Genomic DNA, 15,404 nt, shown 5'->3' on the forward strand with positions numbered 1-15,404 from the left:
ACACCCCCGTCGGTCAGGACGGGCCCCCGTGCGCGGGGCGGACGGTCAGTCCTCGCCCCGTACGATGTTCCACTCGCCGCCCCCGTCGCCGCTCCCGCGCCCCGGTTGCGTTCCGCCGAGGTCCCCGACGGCCGGGAGACAGGTGCGCATGCGCTTCTCCCGGGCCCGGCGGGCCCTGGCCCAGCCCGTCTCGACAGGTTGGACGACCGGTTCCTCGGTGATGTGCGCGGTCACGGCTCCTCATCTTCCTTCTGCGTCCGGTGCGGCGGGAGCCCGGTGCGGACCCCCTCGGTTCCTGGCCGGTCGGGTCCCCGGCGGCGCCGGCGGCAAACCCGTCGGCGGTACGTCGGCCGACGGTCCCGCAGGTCACCTGCCGCCGGAGCCGCCGCTGCCGAAGGAGCCGCTGGAGCCGGGGTCCCAGCGCGGGCGGTCCTGGTCGTCGCTGCGCCGGGTGCCGGACGAGCCGAGTTCATGCGGGGTGAGGCGGCGACCGGTCTCCTCGGCGCGCGGCACCTCGTCGGGTTCGCGTCGCTGCTGGGTCTCGTGGACGGGCCCGGAGTCCGGCAGCGTCGGGTGCTCGCCGGCCCGCGGGGTCCGCGGTTCGCGCTGCTTCACCCTGATGCCGAACCGGACGGCCCAGATGAGCGCGCCGACGATGACGATGGCGCCGACCACGATGACGACGATCCCGAAGACCGACCCGGCGCCCCCGGCTGCTTCGTAACGGGAGGTGTCCATGCGCTTCGGGTACCCGCGGGGACCCGGCGGATACGTCGCGGTCGCACGGTTGCGGAGTCCGGACACGCCGCGGTCGCAGGGTCCGCGCCCCACCCACCGGCAGCGACGGCGACAGGGGGCCCGCCCACCGCGCCCGCCCGCCCCGCCGCAGGGCGCTGCCGCACCGCACGGCCGTTTCCGGCTCCACGGCGGCCCCCCGGCGCGGTTCAGGAGCCGTCGGGTGCGGCGGTTCCGTCCTGCTCGGCCGAGCGCGCCGCCCGCTCCACGTCGGCCTCGACCCCGTGCCGTGGCCTTCCCTCGTCGCTGGCGTACTCGTTCAGGGCGGTCTGCAGGTCCCGGGCGAGGTCGCGCCAGGCGCGCAGGGCCGTCTCGTACGTCTCGCTCTGGGCGCCGGTCCACCGCTCCTGCGCGGGCGGCCCGTAGGTCGCCCGGAGCTGTTCGACCCGGGTGTGCGCCTCGTCGGCCGCGCGCTGCTTCGCCACAAGCTCTTCGAAGGTGTGTGACACAGCCCAGGACACTAGGCACGGCAGCCGGGCGCGCGGCTCAGACCTGCCGTACCGGCGCTGCGGCGCACCCGTGTGGCGGGTCGGCGGACGCACCGGGCGGCCGGGCCGGGCCGGCGGTGAGCGCGCCCATCCCGAGTCCGGCCCGCGCGGCCCTCGATCCACGTGCCGCAGCGCGCTCACCGGCCACGTCGGCCATTGCCGCGCGTACGGGCCGTACGCGCGGCCCCTGTGACGGTTCGCGGTTCCGGCGCGGGCCGCCCGGCATCGTTCGAACACCGCTCATCGAACGTGTCTTGACGCATGCGTTCCGCACGGTGGTCTCGTGACAGACGTGACTGTCGGCGGCCCCCGCCCGGCTGGAAGGCTCGGTGCCGACCAGGGAGGCCAGGAAGGGGGGACGGACATGGACCAGCGCTACGAGGTGTACGCGCTCGCCGATCCGCATTTCTACGAGACGCCCGACCGGCTGTCACAGGAGGGGCGGACCGCCGCGCCGCTGTACGGGACGGCCCGGCGCGCGGTACCGCGGGGGTGGGAGGCGACCCGCACCGGCGACTGGCTGACGCTGACCCCGCTCGGCGCGGACGGCGGCCCGGCTCCCGGGCCGGCGCAGGGGTGGAAGATCCACGCCTCGGCCACCCGCGACAACGCCGAACAGATCGCCGCGATCGTCTGGGACTACTGCGTGCCGCGCCGGATCCCCTTCAAGTTCGTCCCCGGCCCGCACCTGCTGCACCTGCGGAACACGAAGTACGCGGCGCGCGACACCAGCGGCAAGTTCGTCACCGTCTACCCGGAGGGCGAGGAGCAGCTGCACCAGGTGCTGCGCGAGCTGGGCGCGTTGCTGGAGGGCTTCGAGGGGCCGTACATCCTGACCGACCTGCGCTGGGGCGAGGGACCGCTCTACGTCCGCTACGGCGCGTTCGCGCGGGCCTTCGTCGTCGACGAGCGCGGTTCGCTGGTGCCCGCGGTGCGCGACGGCGAGGGGCGTCTGGTGCCGGACCGTCGGGCGCCGTCCTTCCAGGTGCCCGCCTGGGTGACGCTGCCCGCGTTCCTGGAACCGCACCTGGCGGCGCGCAACACCACGACGGTCGGCGAACTGCCGTACCGCATCGAGAAGGCGCTGCACTTCTCCAACGGCGGCGGTGTCTACACGGGCACCGACACACGGGACGGCCGTCGGGTGGTCCTGAAGGAGGGCCGGCCGCACGCGGGTCTCGCCGCGGACGGCGCCGACGCCGTGATGCGGCTGGAACGCGAGAAGAACGCCCTGGAACGGCTCTCCGGGACCGGGGTCGTGCCGGAGGTGCGCGACTGGTTCACCCTCGGGGAGCACCGCTTCCTCGTCATGGACTTCGTCGAGGGGCGGCCGCTCAACTCCTACTTCGGTGACCGGCACCCGCTGCTCACCCCGGACCCCGACCCGCGGGCCGTCGCCGCGTACACGGCGTGGGCGCTGCGGGTGCACGCCGCGGTGGAGCGGGCCGTGGCGGCGGTGCACGCCCGCGGGATCGTCTTCAACGATCTGCACGTGTTCAACATCGTCGTCGGGCCGGACGACGAGTCGGTGCACCTGCTGGACTTCGAGGCCGCCGCGCCGGCCGAGGAGGACGGCCGGCAGGTCGTCGCCCACCCGGGCTTCTTCGCCCCGCCGGACCGCACCGGACCCGACGTGGACCGCTACGCCCTGGCCTGCCTGCGGCTCGCCCTGTTCCTGCCGGTGACCACGCTCTTCGTGATCGACCGGGGCAAGGCGGCCCACCTGGCCGAGGTGATCGCCGAGCAGTTCCCGGACATCCCCGGGGACTTCCTCGACGAGGCCGTGGCGGAGATCACCCGCGATGGCGGCGCCCCCCGCGCCGGGGACGGCGACGCCGGCCACGACCGCCGCGCCGGCCACGGGAGGACCGGGAGCGCGGGCCCGACGGGGGTGGGAACGGGAACCGCCTTCCCGGCGGGGCGCGGCACGCCCTCGTACCAGGACCCGGCGGACTGGCCCGCGAGCCGCGACTCCATGACCGGGGCCCTGCTCGCCTCGGCGACGCCGGACCGCGAGGACCGGCTCTTCCCCGGAGACATCGCGCAGTTCACCGACGGTGGCGGCCTCGGCCTCGCGCACGGCGCGGCCGGAGTCCTGTACGCACTGGCCGAATCGGGGGCCGGGCGCTACGAGGAGGGCGAACGCTGGCTGCTCGCGCGGACCGCCTCCGCGCCGCCGGGCACACCCTTCGGCCTCTACGACGGCCTCGCGGGCGTCGCGCACGTCCTGGACCGGCTCGGCCACCGCGGGCGCGCCCTGGACCTGGTCGAGGGCATCCTGCGCGAGCGCTGGCAGAAACTCGCCTCCGACCTGCGCGGCGGGCTGGCCGGGCTGGGCCTGGTCCTCGGCTCCCTGGCCCGCGCGACGGGCGAGACGGAGCTGCGCGAGCGGGCCGCCGAGGCGGCGCACCTGCTCACCGCACGGCTCGCCGAGCCCCGCCCGGACACGCCCCGGCGGCGGGCCGGGCTGCTGCGCGGCGCGAGCGGAGTCGCGCTGTTCCTGCTGCGGCAGTACGAGTGGACCGGCGAACGCGCGCTGCTCGACGCCGCCGCCGTCGCGCTCCGCCGCGACCTGGAGCAGTGCGTGGTGCAGCCGAGCGGCGGCGGCCTGGAGGTCGACGAGGGCTGGCGCACCCTGCCGTACCTGGGCGACGGCAGCGCGGGCATCGGCATGGTCCTGGACGACTACCTCGCGCACGCGCCGGACGAGGAGTTCGCCCGCGCCCGCGACGCCGTCCTCACCGCCGCCACCTCCCGCTTCTACGCCCAGCCCGGCCTCTTCCAGGGCCGCGCCGGAATGATCCTGCACCTCAGCCGCACCACGGCACCCGGCGCCACCCCCAAGCGGCTGGCCGCCCAGGTCGACGCCCTCGGCTGGTACGCGATGGCGTACGAGGGCGGGCTCGCCTTCCCCGGACACCAGATGATGCGGCTGTCCATGGACCTCGCCACCGGAACGGCCGGCTGCCTGCTCGCGCTCGCGGCGGCACTCGACGGCGAGGCCCGGGCCGCCCTGCCGTTCCTGCCCCACCCGGCCGCGGCTCAGGCGGCCCCCACAGACGCGGCTCCGTGATCGACGGAGTCGTGACCCGACCCCCGTCCCCGACGTGGGAACCGACCGAAGCCCCGGCACCGTCCGGGGCCGACCGAAAGGACACAGCATGGCACTGCTCGACCTGCAGACGATGGAGTCCGACGAGATCCACGGCGGTGGCGGCGGCGCCAGCACGGCCAGCCTGCTGTCGTGCGTCAGCGCGGTGAGCGTCCTGCTCTGCCTCTGACCCGCACCGTCCGACCAACGGCTCCGGGCGGTCGTCCTCCCCTCGCGGGGAGCGCGACCGCCCGGGGTCCGTTCCGCGTGAGGACACGGTCCGTTCCGCTTGAGAACGCGGTCCGTTGCGTGTGAGGACGCGGTCCGTTGCGTGTGAGAGGCGAGGCAGAGGATGCCAGGCAGCACCCGTAGCCAGGGCCGGGGCCACAGCCGGCGCCCCGGCCGTACCCGTGGCCGCAGGCGTGGGACGGCGCCGCCGGGCCCCGCCGGCGGCGCCGTCCGGCCGGTGACCGCCCGTACGCTGCTGCGCTCGGCCGTGCGCCACGGCGCGGGGCGCTCCGTCGCCCTGGGCCTGGTGAGCACGGCCGCGGCCGGCACCGGACTGCTGCTGCCCGCCGTACTGGGCCGCACCCTGGACCTGCTGCTGAGCCGGGCACCGGCGGGCCGCTGGGTCGGCTGCTCCGTCGGTCTGCTGGCCCTGCTCACCGTCCTCGACATGGCCGAGACCGTGCTCGACGGCACCACCGGCGCCCGTGCGACGGCGTGGCTGCGCCTGCGGCTGACCGGACACGTCCTGGCCCTCGGGCCGCGCGCCACCGCCCGTTTCGGCTCCGGTGAACTCGTCGCCCGGCTCGTGGGCAGCGCCGCCCAGGCGGGCACCGCGCCCACCTCGATCGCCGCGGCCGTCGCGGCGGTGGCCGGACCGGTCGGCGCCGTGGTGGCGCTCGGCCTCCTCGACGTGTGGCTCGCGGTCGTGTTCCTGACCGGCGCGCCGCTGCTCGCGCTGCTGCTGCGGGCCTTCACCCGCGACGCCTCACAGTGCGTGACGCGGTACCAGGAGGTGCAGGGGAAGATCGCCTCGGCGCTCGCCGAGGCCGTGGGCGGCGCCCGCACCATCCGGGCGGCCGGCACGGCGGGCCGGGAGACGGCACGCATCCTGCGCCCCCTGCCCGAACTGTCCCGGGCGGGCCACCGCATGTGGCGCGCGCAGGCGCGGGCCGCCGCGCGGGCCGTCGCCGTGGCCCCGCTGCTGCACCTCGGTGTCGTCGCCGTCGCCGGGCTGCTGCTCGCCCGGCACCGGCTGACCGTGGGCGACGTCCTGGCCGCCTCCCGCTACGCGGTCCTCGCCAGCGGCATCGGCGCGCTGGTCGGGCAGCTCGCGGCGCTGGTACGGGCCCGCGCGGCGGCCGGCCGCCTCGCCGAGGTCCTGGCCGAGCCGGCCCCCGCCCACGGCGGGCGCCGGCTGCCGCCGGGGCCGGGGCGCCTGGAGCTGCGCGGCGTCACGGCACGGCGTGGCGGCCGTACGGTGCTCCACGGCGTCGACCTCACCGTGCCCGGCGGAACGACCCTCGCCGTGGTCGGCCGCTCCGGCTCCGGCAAGTCCCTGCTCGCCGCCCTCGCCGGGCGCCTGTGCGACCCGGACGCCGGGGAGGTGCTGCTGGACGGGGTGCCGCTGCGCGAACTGACCCACGCCGACCTGCGGGGCGCCGTCTGCCACGCCTTCGAACGGCCCGTCCTGATCGGGGCGACCGTCGAGGACGCGATCGGCCTCGGCCCGGTCGCGCGCTCCCCCGAGCGGATCCGGCAGGCGGCCCGCACCGCCCGCGCGGACGACTTCGTCCGCCGCCTGCCCGACGGCTACGCGACCGCTCCGGCCGACGCGCCCCGCTCGGGCGGCGAGTCCCAACGGCTGGGTCTGGCCCGCGCGTTCGCCCACGACGGCCGGCTCCTCGTCCTCGACGACGCCCTCTCCAGCCTGGACACCGTCACGGAGCACCACATCACACACGCCCTCGCGCAGGGCGGTGGCCACACCACCCGCCTCGTCGTCGCCCACCGCGCGGCGACCGCGGCCCGCGCCGACACGGTCGCCTGGCTGGACGAGGGGCGCGTACGGGCTGTGGGCACGCATGCCCGGCTGTGGCGGCAGGAGGGGTACCGGCGCGTGTTCGGGGAGGCGGAGGAGAAGGAGGGGGACCACGGGCCAGGTGCCCTGGCCCCGGGCACGGGGGCGGACGGGCCGGCTCAGGGGGCCCGGTCGTGAGCGCGGGGCGGGGCGGGCGCCCGGGCACGTCCGGCGCGGACGCGACCGGCGCGGGCACGCCTGTGCGCCCGCCGGCCACGGCGAGCGGTGCGTACCGGCGCGGCCTCGCTTTCCTGCGCGCCCGGTGGCGGGATCTGGTCCGGCTGGGCGGGTGGTCGGTGCTGGAGACGGGGCAGACGTTCCTGCTCGGCTACGCGCCGGCCCGCGCCCTGGACTCCGGGTTCCTGGCGGGGCGGACGGGGGTCGGGCTGGCCTGGCTGGGGGTCGCCGGGGCGGGCGTCCTCCTCGGCGCGTACGGCACGGGGCGGGTCTACCGTTCGGTCGCCGCGCTGGTCGAGCCGGTGCGGGACCGGCTCGTGGAGCGGGTCGTGGCGCGCGGGGTGCGGGAGGCGGACGGCGGTGCCCTGTCCGGGCTCACCCAGCAGGTGGAGATCGCGCGCGACACCTTCGCCGGGCTGGTGCTGGTCTCCCGGTCGTTCGTGGTCGCCGCGGCCGGCGCCGTCGTCGGCCTGTTCTCGCTGGCACCGCCGCTCGTGCCGGTGATCGTGCCGCCGCTGGTCGCCGCGATCGCCCTGTTCGCGGTGACGCTGCGTCCGCTCGCCCTGCGCCAGGAGGCGTACCTCGCCGCCGACGAACTTCTCGCCCAGCGGCTGGGCGAGGTGTGCCCGGGGCTGCGGGACGTGACGGCTTTCGGTGCGGAGGCGCAGGTCGCGGCCGCTCTCGCCGAGTGCGTCGAGGCCGAGCGGCGGGCGGCGGGCGCGCTGGCCCGGTGGGGTGTCCTACGGGTGACGGCGCTCGCCGTGGGCGGTCACGCGCCGGTCGTCCTGCTCCTGGTCGCCGCGCCGTGGCTGCTGGACCACGACGTGACGCCCGGCGCGCTGGTGGGCGCCCTCGCCTACGTCACCCAGTCGCTCCTGCCGGCCCTGCAGAACCTGATCCACGGCCTGGGCGCCGGCGGCGCCCGCCTGACGGTGGTCCTGCGCCGCCTCGCCCCGGACAACCAGAACAGTACGGACAGTACGGACAGCCCGGGTGACGACCCGGTCCTCCCTCACGGTACGGGCCCGGATCCCGCCCCCGTCGCCCCCTGCGCCACGGAACCCGCGCCCCGGCCCGTGCCGGGCTCACAAACCGCCCCCGCATTCGCCCTCACCTCCGTCACCTTCGCCTACGGCCCGCACAGTGAACCCGTGGTGCGGGACCTCGACCTCGTCGTCCCGCACGGCGCTCACCTGGCCGTCGTCGGGCCGAGCGGGATCGGCAAGTCGACGCTCACCTCGCTGGTCGCCGGGCTGCTGGAACCGGCGGCCGGGAAGATCGAGGTGTACGGGCGCCGGGTCCCCGGGTCCGGCGCCGCCGCGTGCCGGGTGCTGATCCCGCAGGAGGCGTACGTCCACACGGGGACGCTCCGGGAGAACCTCTCCCACCTGCGCCCCGCCCCGGTCCCCCCAAAGGAGCTGCTCGCCGCGGCGGAGACGGTCGGACTGGCCCCGCTCCTGCGCCGCCTGGGCGGCCCCGAGGCCCTGGTCGACCCGGCGGCGCTGTCGGCGGGCGAGCGTCAGCTGATCGCGCTGACCCGGGCGTACCTGTCGTACGCCCCGCTCGTCCTGCTCGACGAGGCGACCTGCCACCTGGACCCGGACGCCGAGGCCCGCGCGGAGCACGCCTTCGCCGCCCGGCCGGGGAGCACCCTGGTGGTGGTGGCCCACCGGCTCAGCTCGGCGCGCCGCGCGGACCGCGTGCTGGTCATGGACGGCCGGGACACCGCGTACGGGACCCACGAGGAGCTGCTGCGGGGCTGCGGGCTCTACCGGGAGCTGGTCGGCGGCTGGGCGCCCCCCGGTTCACAGCCAGCCCTCCCCCTGCGAGATGCGGATGGCGTCGATGCGGTTGCGGGCGCCGGTCTTGCGGGTGATGGCCGCCATGTAGTTGCGCACGGTCCCGTGGGACAGGTGCAGGCTCCCGGCGATCTCGGCGACCGAGGCTCCCTGGGCGGCCAGTGAGAGCACGCTCAGCTCGCGCCGGGTCAGCGGCATCTCGGCGGCCTTGAGGAAGCCGAGGCCCAGCGACTCGTCGACGAAACGTTCCCCCGCGGCGACGCGCCGGATGCCCCGCACCAGGCGGTCCGGTGAGCCCTTCTTGTCCACGTACCCGAGCGCCCCGGCCTCGATGGCCTGCCGTAACAGCCCGGGCCGGTCCGCCGTGGTGAGCACCAGCAGACGCGGCGGCCTGCGGCCCGCCTCGCGCGGACACAGCTCGCCCAGCGGCACGGGCTCGCGCGCCCGCGTGTGGTCGAGGTCGGCGGCGCACACGTCCGGCCGCACCGTCCTCGCCTGCGCCGGCGCGCCGCGCCACGGCGTCTCGTAGACCCCCAGGTCGGGCTCCCGGCGCAGCCACTCCGCCATGACCGATCTCACCAGACACGCGTCGTGCACCAGAAGTATCCGGATCACTGCCACCCCTTCGGTTCGCCCCTGCGCCGCTTCTCGTGATGATGGTGTGCGCGTGCCCAATTGTTGGGGGCGCGGACGCCCCCGGGGCGCGGAGAATTGGCCAACGCGGGGCGCGGGGGCGCACTCGCGGCGGCCGTCCGCCGCCACGCGCCCCAAGTCAGTGGGCATGAGCCGCGCCGCACGGGGTACACGGGGCGCCCACCGAGTCCCTTCCGCCCCGCTCGCCGTGCGGGGCGGACCGCCAGGGGAGAGCCTGGGTTCCCGGAAACCGTGGCGCGGCCCCGCGAGGAGGTGGTCGGCGTGTCCGACGGGCGGACGTCCGGACAGCCCCCGATGGCCGCCACCGGGTCCGTCGGCCGCCCCCTGCTGTCCCTGGCGCTCGCCGCCATGCTGGACGAGGTCCACGCGCACTCGGGCGCGGTGTACCTGCTGGCACCGGACCAGCCGGTGCTGGAGATGGCCGTGATGGCAGGCATGCCGCGGGCGTTCGCGGCGCCCTGGGAGCGGGTCGGGCTGAGCGCGCCGATCCCGGTGGCCCAGGCCGTGCGCGAGCGGCGGCTGATCTGGGTCGGCGGCGAGGAGGAGATGGCTCGCCGCTATCCCCGGATCGCCGTGGTGCTGCCGTACCCCTTCGCTCTGGCCGCGCTGCCGCTGGCCACGGGTGCGAACGCGTACGGGGCGGTCTTCGTGACCTGGCCCGACGCCCATCCACCGGTGCTGTCCGACTGGGAGCGCGAGCATCTGACCGCGGCCTGCGACCGGCTCGCGCTGCGGCTGGAGCGGGCGGCGGCGGAACAGCGCCCCGTACTCCCGGAGCCCGATCTGCTGGCCGCACCGCCCGCCGGCGGCGTGGCCGGCACGCTCGGTTCGGTGGAGGCGGCCCGCATGACGGCCCGGCTGCCGTACGGGCTCGCCTCGCTCGACCTGCACGGCCGGGTCTCCTTCGCCAACCCGGCCGCGGCCGAGCTGCTCGGGCTGCCCGTCGCCGAGCTGCTGGGCACCCGGCTGTGGGCGTCGGTGCCGTGGCTGAACGACCCGATGTACGAGGACCGCTACCGCGCCGCGCTGCTCAGCCAGCACGTCACCTCCTTCGTGGCGCTGCGCCCGCCCGGTGAGTGGCTGTCGTTCCGGATGTATCCCAGCACCACCGGGCTGAGCGTGCGGATCAGCCGGGCCCGCGCGGTCGCCGAGCTGGACCGGCCGGCGCCCCGGCCAGGCGAGAGTCCGGCGCCGGCCGGCCTGGTGACGATCTCGCGGGTGCTGGGGCTGGCCGGGGCGCTGACCGAGGCGGTGGGCGTGCAGGACGTGGTGCGGCTGGTCGCGGACGAGATCGTGCCGGCCGTCGGCAGCCGGGCCCTGATGATCCTCGGTTCCCAGTCGGGGCGGCTGCACGTGCTCGGTCACCGCGGCTATCCGAACCCGCGGGCCGTCGAGCAGTTCCACGGCACACCGCTCACGGCGCCGACCCCGAGCACCCGGGTGCTGTCGACCGGGGCGCCCGCCTTCTTCGAGTCGCGCCGGCAGCTGGAACGGCTCTACCCGGTGCGGCAGGCGGTGCGCGACGGCTTCGCGGCCTGGGCGTACCTGCCGCTCATCGCGTCCGGCCGCCCGGTGGGCACGTGCGTGCTCTCCTACGCCCACCCGCACCCCTTCCCCGCGGACGAGCGGGCCGTCCTGACGAGCCTGGGCGGCCTGATCGCGCAGGCGCTGGAACGCGCCCGGCTCTACGACGCCAAGCACCGGCTCGCCCACGGCCTGCAGCAGGCGCTGCTGCCCCGGTCGCTGCCCCGGCTGCCGGGCTTCGAGGCGGCCGCACGCTACCTGCCTGCCACGCAGGGGATGGAGATCGGCGGCGACTTCTACGACCTGGTGCCCACCCGGCCGCTGGCCGCGGCCGTGATCGGGGACGTGCAGGGGCACAACGTGACCGCCGCCGGGCTGATGGGGCAGCTGCGCACGGCGATCCGCGCGTACACCACGGTCGGCCAGGAGCCGCAGGAGGTCATGGCGAGCACGAACCGGCTGCTGATGGAGCTGGGCGTCGAACTGTTCGCCAGCTGCCTGTACCTGCGGCTGGACCCGGCCGACGGCTGCGCCGTGATGTCCCGGGCCGGGCACCCGCCGCCGCTGCTGCGCCGGCCGGACGGGCGGGTGCGCGTGCTCGACCTCGCCGGGGGCCCGCTGCTGGGCATCGACGCGGCGGCGGCGTACCCCACGACACGGGTCGGCCTCTCCCCCGGTTCGGTGCTCGTCCTCTACACGGACGGGCTCGTCGAGTCGCCCGGCACGGACATCGAGGACGCGCTCGCCGAGCTGGGGCAGCGGCTCGGCGAGGCCGGGGACCTCCCGCTGGGCCGGCTGGCCGACCTCCTCGTGGATCACGGCTCGGCGGCGCGGGAGCGGATCGACGACGTGGCGGTGCTGCTGCTGCGCGCCCGCGGGGACGGCTGAGGCGGGGCGCACGGCACCGGAGAGCTCTCACAACCTGCGACTGATCAAACACCATGGGTAGGCGAACCCTCCCGCGCAGGAAGCGGAATGCATGCTTCAGCGAATCTGCACAGTGCGTGCCCAGTGAGGTCACCGGGCGGCGCGGATCTGCACAACCGCGCGCCCCCGGTGGCGCGTTTGGCGCGGAGTGCCGGATTCCGTGCCAGGTCGGCAAGAGCAGGGGTGAGCCGATGCCGTGCGGCTTGTGAAGAAGTGACCGGCAAGTCGTGCCCGGACATGCACGGATGAGGGCGTCGACGCGGAAAGTTCCCTGGTGAGAGGCCTGGTCGAGTGGATGCGCCGGTTCCCGCCGTGCTTTGATCCATCGCACCGCGGGGCCCGCCGGACGCTTGCCACAGCGACGCCCGGCTGCCCCCGCTCGCGGCCTTCCGTCTGTCCGCAGCGGAAGCCGCTCCTCCAGTGAGAAGCCACACGAAGGGAAGTTCCAGCATGAACTCCACCCCCCAGGTCGAGACCGTCGAGATCTCGGACGCCGACCTCGACAACGTCTCGGGCGGTCTGTCCCTGAACGCCGTCGGCACCGTCACCGGCCTGGTGGACGGCGTCGCCCCGGTGTCCGGCCTGGTCGACACGGCCGTCGGCACCGTCGAGGGTGTGACCGGCCTGAACACCGCCCCGGTCACCAACCTGGTCGCCGGTCTCTGAGCGCTCCGCGCCGTGCCGGGTCCCGGAACCGTCCGCGGTTCCGGGACTCCCGGGTGCCCGGATGCGCGGGTGCCCGCATGCCGGGGCGTCCGGGCGCCTTGGACCAGCCGTACCGAAAGACCGCCCCGCACAGGCCTCTGCCACAGGTGAGGGAAGTTCCGTGCAGTTCCGCCAACAGGCCCTCGCCAAGCTCCGGTCGCCGGAGGAGCTCGACCTCCCGGTCCGGCTCGCCCGCCCCCGGGGCCGGCTCGTGCTGGGCGTCGTGCTCGTCGTCATGGCCGCCGCCTGCGCGTGGGCGGTGACCGGCTCCGTGGCCTCCACCGTCTCCGCGCCCGCCGTCCTGACCCACGGGCAGGGCAGCTACGTCCTGCAGAGCCCGGTCGCGGGCCAGGTCACCGGGGTCCTCGTCAAGGAGGGCGAACGCGTCCCGGCGAACTCGCCCGTGCTGAAGGTGCGCACCGACCGGGGCGAGTCGGCCGTCCGCACGGTCGCCGCCGGCCGGATCACCGCGCTGGCCGCGACGATCGGCCGGATCGTCCGCACCGGGGCGGACGTCGCCGTCGTCGAGCAGGTGGCCCGCGCCGCCGATCCTCTGGTCGCGACGGTGTACGTGCCCGCGCAGAACGCCGCGGCCGTCCCCGCCGGCGCCGCCGTCGACCTGACCGTGTCCACCGTGCCCGCCGAGCGGTACGGCGTGCTGCGCGGCCGGGTGGCCTCGGTGGACCGCTCGGCCCAGTCCGCGCAGCAGATCGCCGCCTACCTCGGGGACAGCAGGCTGGGCGAGGAGTTCACCCGCCGGGGACGTCCGGTCGCCGTCCTCGTGCGCCTCCTCGACTCGCCCGCCACGAAGAGCGGTTACCGGTGGTCGTCCGCCGGCGGGCCGCCGTTCCGGCTCGACTCCATGACCTCGGCCACGGCCTCGATCCGGCTGGCCGACCAGCGTCCCGTCGACTGGCTGCTGCCGTGACCGGCGCCGGCCAGGCCCGCGGCCGACGGCGCGCAGCCCCGCCCCGGCGCCCGGTCCCCCGGGGGCGGGCCCGCACGGTCCGTACGCCCACCGTGCTCCAGATGGAGGCCGTGGAGTGCGGTGCCGCCGCGCTCGCCATGGTCCTCGGCCACCACGGCCGCCACGTCCCGCTGGAGGAACTGCGCATCGCCTGCGGGGTCTCCCGCGACGGCTCGCGGGCGAGCAACCTGCTGAAGGCGGCGCGCGGTTACGGCCTGACGGCCAAGGGCATGCAGATGGACACCGCCGCCCTCGCCGAAGTGGCGGCACCGGCCGTCCTGTTCTGGGAGTTCAACCACTACGTCGTCTACGACGGCATGGGCCGCCGCCTCGGCCGCCGAGGGGTGTACGTCAACGACCCCGGCAAGGGCCGCCGTTTCGTGCCCATGGAGGACTTCGACAGCAGCTTCACCGGTGTGGTGCTGGTCCTGGAGCCGGGCGAGGGCTTCACCCGCGGCGGGCGCAGGCCGGGTGTGCTGGGCGCACTGCCCGCCCGGCTGCGCGGCACCGCGGGCACGCTGCCCGCCGCCGTGCTGGCGAGCCTGCTCCTGGTGCTGGTCGGCGCGGCGGTGCCCGCGCTCAGCCGCACCTACATCGACACATACCTGATCGGCGGTCAGAGCGCGCTGCTGGGCGTGCTGTTCGCGTCGATGGGCGCGTGCGTCGCGCTCACGGTCGTCCTCACCTGGTTGCAGCAGACCAACCTGCTGCACGGCCGCATCGTCTCCTCCACGCTCTCGAGCGCCCGTTTCCTGCGCCACCTGCTGCGGCTGCCGGTGACCTTCTTCGCCCAGCGCAGCCCGGCCGACCTGGTGCAGCGGCTGCAGTCCAACGACGCGGTGGCGGAGACGCTGGCCCGCGACCTGTCCGCGGCGGGCGTCGACGCGATCGTCGTCGTGCTCTACGCCGTGCTGCTGTACACCTACGACCCGCAGCTGACCTTCGTCGGCATCGGCGTGGCCCTGCTGAACGTGGTGGCGATGCGGGTGGTGGTGCGGCTGCGCGCGACCCGGACGGCGAAGCTGCGCGCGGACACCGCGCGGCTGACCAACACCGCCTACACCGGGCTCCAGTCGATCGAGACGATGAAGGCGACCGGCGGCGAGGACGGCTACTTCCGCACCTGGGCCGGGCAGCACGCCACGACGCTGGAGGAGCAGCAGCGGCTCGGGGTGCCGAGCGCCTGGCTGGGCGTGGTGGCGCCGACGCTGGCCACGCTGAACAGCGCGCTGATCCTGTGGATCGGTGGTCTGCGGGCGGTGGAGGGGCACATCTCGGTGGGTCTGCTGGTGGCCTTCCAGGCGCTGGTGACCCGCTTCACGGCGCCGCTGACCCGCCTCAACGGCGTCGCGGGCCGGATCCAGGACTTCGCGGCCGACGTGGCCCGGCTCAAGGACGTGGAGAGCTTCCGCGCCGACCCGCTGCACGCCCGCCCCGGCACCGGTGGTTCCACGCGCCGGCTGCGCGGCCAGGTGGAGCTGCGCAACGTCTCCTTCGGCTACAGCCCGCTGGACGAGCCGCTGTTGCGGGGGTTCGACCTGAGTGTGGGCCCGGGGCAGCAGGTCGCGCTGGTGGGCGGCTCGGGCAGCGGGAAGTCGACGGTCTCCCGGCTGATCTCCGGGCTGTACACGCCGTGGGAGGGCGTGATCCGCCTCGACGGCCGGCACCTGGCGGACATCCCGCGCGGGACGCTGGCGGCCTCGGTGTCCTTCGTCGACCAGGACGTCTTCCTCTTCGAGGGCACGGTCCGCGACAACGTGGCCCTGTGGGACCCGTCGATCCCGGACGACGCCGTGCTGGAGGCGCTGCGCGACGCCGCGCTGCACGACACGGTGATGCGCAGACCCGGCGGCATCCACAGCCGCGTGGAGCAGGACGGGCGGAACTTCTCCGGCGGGCAGCGCCAGCGCCTGGAGATCGCGCGGGCGCTGGTGCGCCGGCCCAGCATCCTCGTGCTCGACGAGGTGACGAGCGCGCTGGACGCTCAGACCGAGCAGGTCGTCATGGACAACCTGCGGCGCCGCGGCTGCGCCTGCGTGGTGATCGCGCACCGGCTGTCCACCGTGCGGGACAGCGACGAGATCGTCGTACTGGAGCGCGGCACGGTCGTCGAACGCGGGCGGCACGAGGAACTGGTGGCGCGCGGCGGCGCCTACGCGGCGCTGGTCAGGGAGCGGTGAGGGGAGCGGTG

General features: G+C 75.7%; 11 protein-coding genes and 1 pseudogene. 8 read left to right on the forward strand and 4 right to left on the reverse strand.

The annotated features are described in order from the left end of the window. Positions 1 to 45: 45 nt before the first annotated feature. From ACFC02_RS31750 to ACFC02_RS31760, 3 genes are all read right to left on the reverse strand, one after another. The gene (locus ACFC02_RS31750) at positions 46 to 234 is read right to left on the reverse strand and encodes a hypothetical protein (protein WP_360961751.1); all 189 of its coding nucleotides are present in this window, start codon (positions 232 to 234) and stop codon (positions 46 to 48) included. Positions 235 to 366: 132 nt separating this feature from the next. Beyond that, positions 367 to 738 carry a DUF6479 family protein gene (locus ACFC02_RS31755; RefSeq protein WP_376364882.1) on the reverse strand — a complete coding sequence of 124 codons (372 nt, stop codon included), beginning with the start codon at positions 736 to 738 and terminating at the stop codon, positions 367 to 369. Between the two features lie 206 nt (positions 739 to 944). Next, positions 945 to 1,244: a hypothetical protein gene (locus ACFC02_RS31760; RefSeq protein ID WP_376364884.1), complete on the reverse strand. Its 300-nt coding sequence runs from the start codon at positions 1,242 to 1,244 to the stop codon at positions 945 to 947. Between the two features lie 403 nt (positions 1,245 to 1,647). Between ACFC02_RS31760 and lanKC the strand changes: the two genes are divergently transcribed. The 4 genes from lanKC (at position 1,648) to ACFC02_RS31780 (ending at position 8,601) form a co-directional block, all read left to right on the forward strand. Beyond that, a complete protein-coding gene (gene lanKC, locus ACFC02_RS31765; RefSeq protein WP_376364886.1) occupies positions 1,648 to 4,356 on the forward strand; it encodes a class III lanthionine synthetase LanKC in 2,709 nt (902 codons plus the stop codon). Positions 4,357 to 4,444: 88 nt separating this feature from the next. Further along, positions 4,445 to 4,564 (forward strand): SapB/AmfS family lanthipeptide, encoded by a 120-nt coding sequence (locus ACFC02_RS31770; protein WP_360961763.1) that lies wholly within the window; start codon positions 4,445 to 4,447, stop codon positions 4,562 to 4,564. Between the two features lie 162 nt (positions 4,565 to 4,726). Further along, entirely contained in the window at positions 4,727 to 6,598 is a 1,872-nt protein-coding gene (locus ACFC02_RS31775) for an ABC transporter ATP-binding protein (protein WP_376364888.1), read from the forward strand. Between the two features lie 62 nt (positions 6,599 to 6,660). Further along, complete coding sequence (locus tag ACFC02_RS31780) at positions 6,661 to 8,601, forward strand: ATP-binding cassette domain-containing protein (protein ID WP_376364916.1); 1,941 nt, start codon at positions 6,661 to 6,663, stop codon at positions 8,599 to 8,601. Here the strand turns inward: ACFC02_RS31780 and ACFC02_RS31785 are convergent. After that, positions 8,527 to 9,219: pseudogene (locus ACFC02_RS31785) on the reverse strand (LuxR C-terminal-related transcriptional regulator); the annotation flags it as partial. The gene ACFC02_RS31780 and the pseudogene ACFC02_RS31785 overlap by 75 nt on opposite strands. Positions 9,220 to 9,342: 123 nt before the next feature. On the opposite strand from ACFC02_RS31785, the gene ACFC02_RS31790 reads away from it, so the two are divergent. From ACFC02_RS31790 to ACFC02_RS31805, 4 genes are all read left to right on the forward strand, one after another. After that, positions 9,343 to 11,502: a SpoIIE family protein phosphatase gene (locus ACFC02_RS31790; RefSeq protein ID WP_376364917.1), complete on the forward strand. Its 2,160-nt coding sequence runs from the start codon at positions 9,343 to 9,345 to the stop codon at positions 11,500 to 11,502. A gap of 489 nt (positions 11,503 to 11,991) precedes the next feature. After that, positions 11,992 to 12,207 carry a type A2 lantipeptide gene (locus tag ACFC02_RS31795; RefSeq protein ID WP_360961772.1) on the forward strand — a complete coding sequence of 72 codons (216 nt, stop codon included), beginning with the start codon at positions 11,992 to 11,994 and terminating at the stop codon, positions 12,205 to 12,207. Between the two features lie 160 nt (positions 12,208 to 12,367). Continuing rightward, positions 12,368 to 13,174, forward strand: a complete 807-nt coding sequence (locus ACFC02_RS31800) for an HlyD family efflux transporter periplasmic adaptor subunit (protein WP_376364890.1) — start codon at positions 12,368 to 12,370, stop codon at positions 13,172 to 13,174. Beyond that, on the forward strand, positions 13,171 to 15,393 hold the full coding sequence (locus ACFC02_RS31805; protein WP_376364892.1) for an NHLP family bacteriocin export ABC transporter peptidase/permease/ATPase subunit: 2,223 nt from the start codon (positions 13,171 to 13,173) through the stop codon (positions 15,391 to 15,393). The genes ACFC02_RS31800 and ACFC02_RS31805 overlap by 4 nt, the downstream gene beginning before the upstream one ends. Positions 15,394 to 15,404: the final 11 nt, after the last annotated feature.

Source organism: Streptomyces sp. NPDC056160 (assembly GCF_042268205.1).
Lineage (GTDB): Bacteria > Actinomycetota > Actinomycetes > Streptomycetales > Streptomycetaceae > Streptomyces.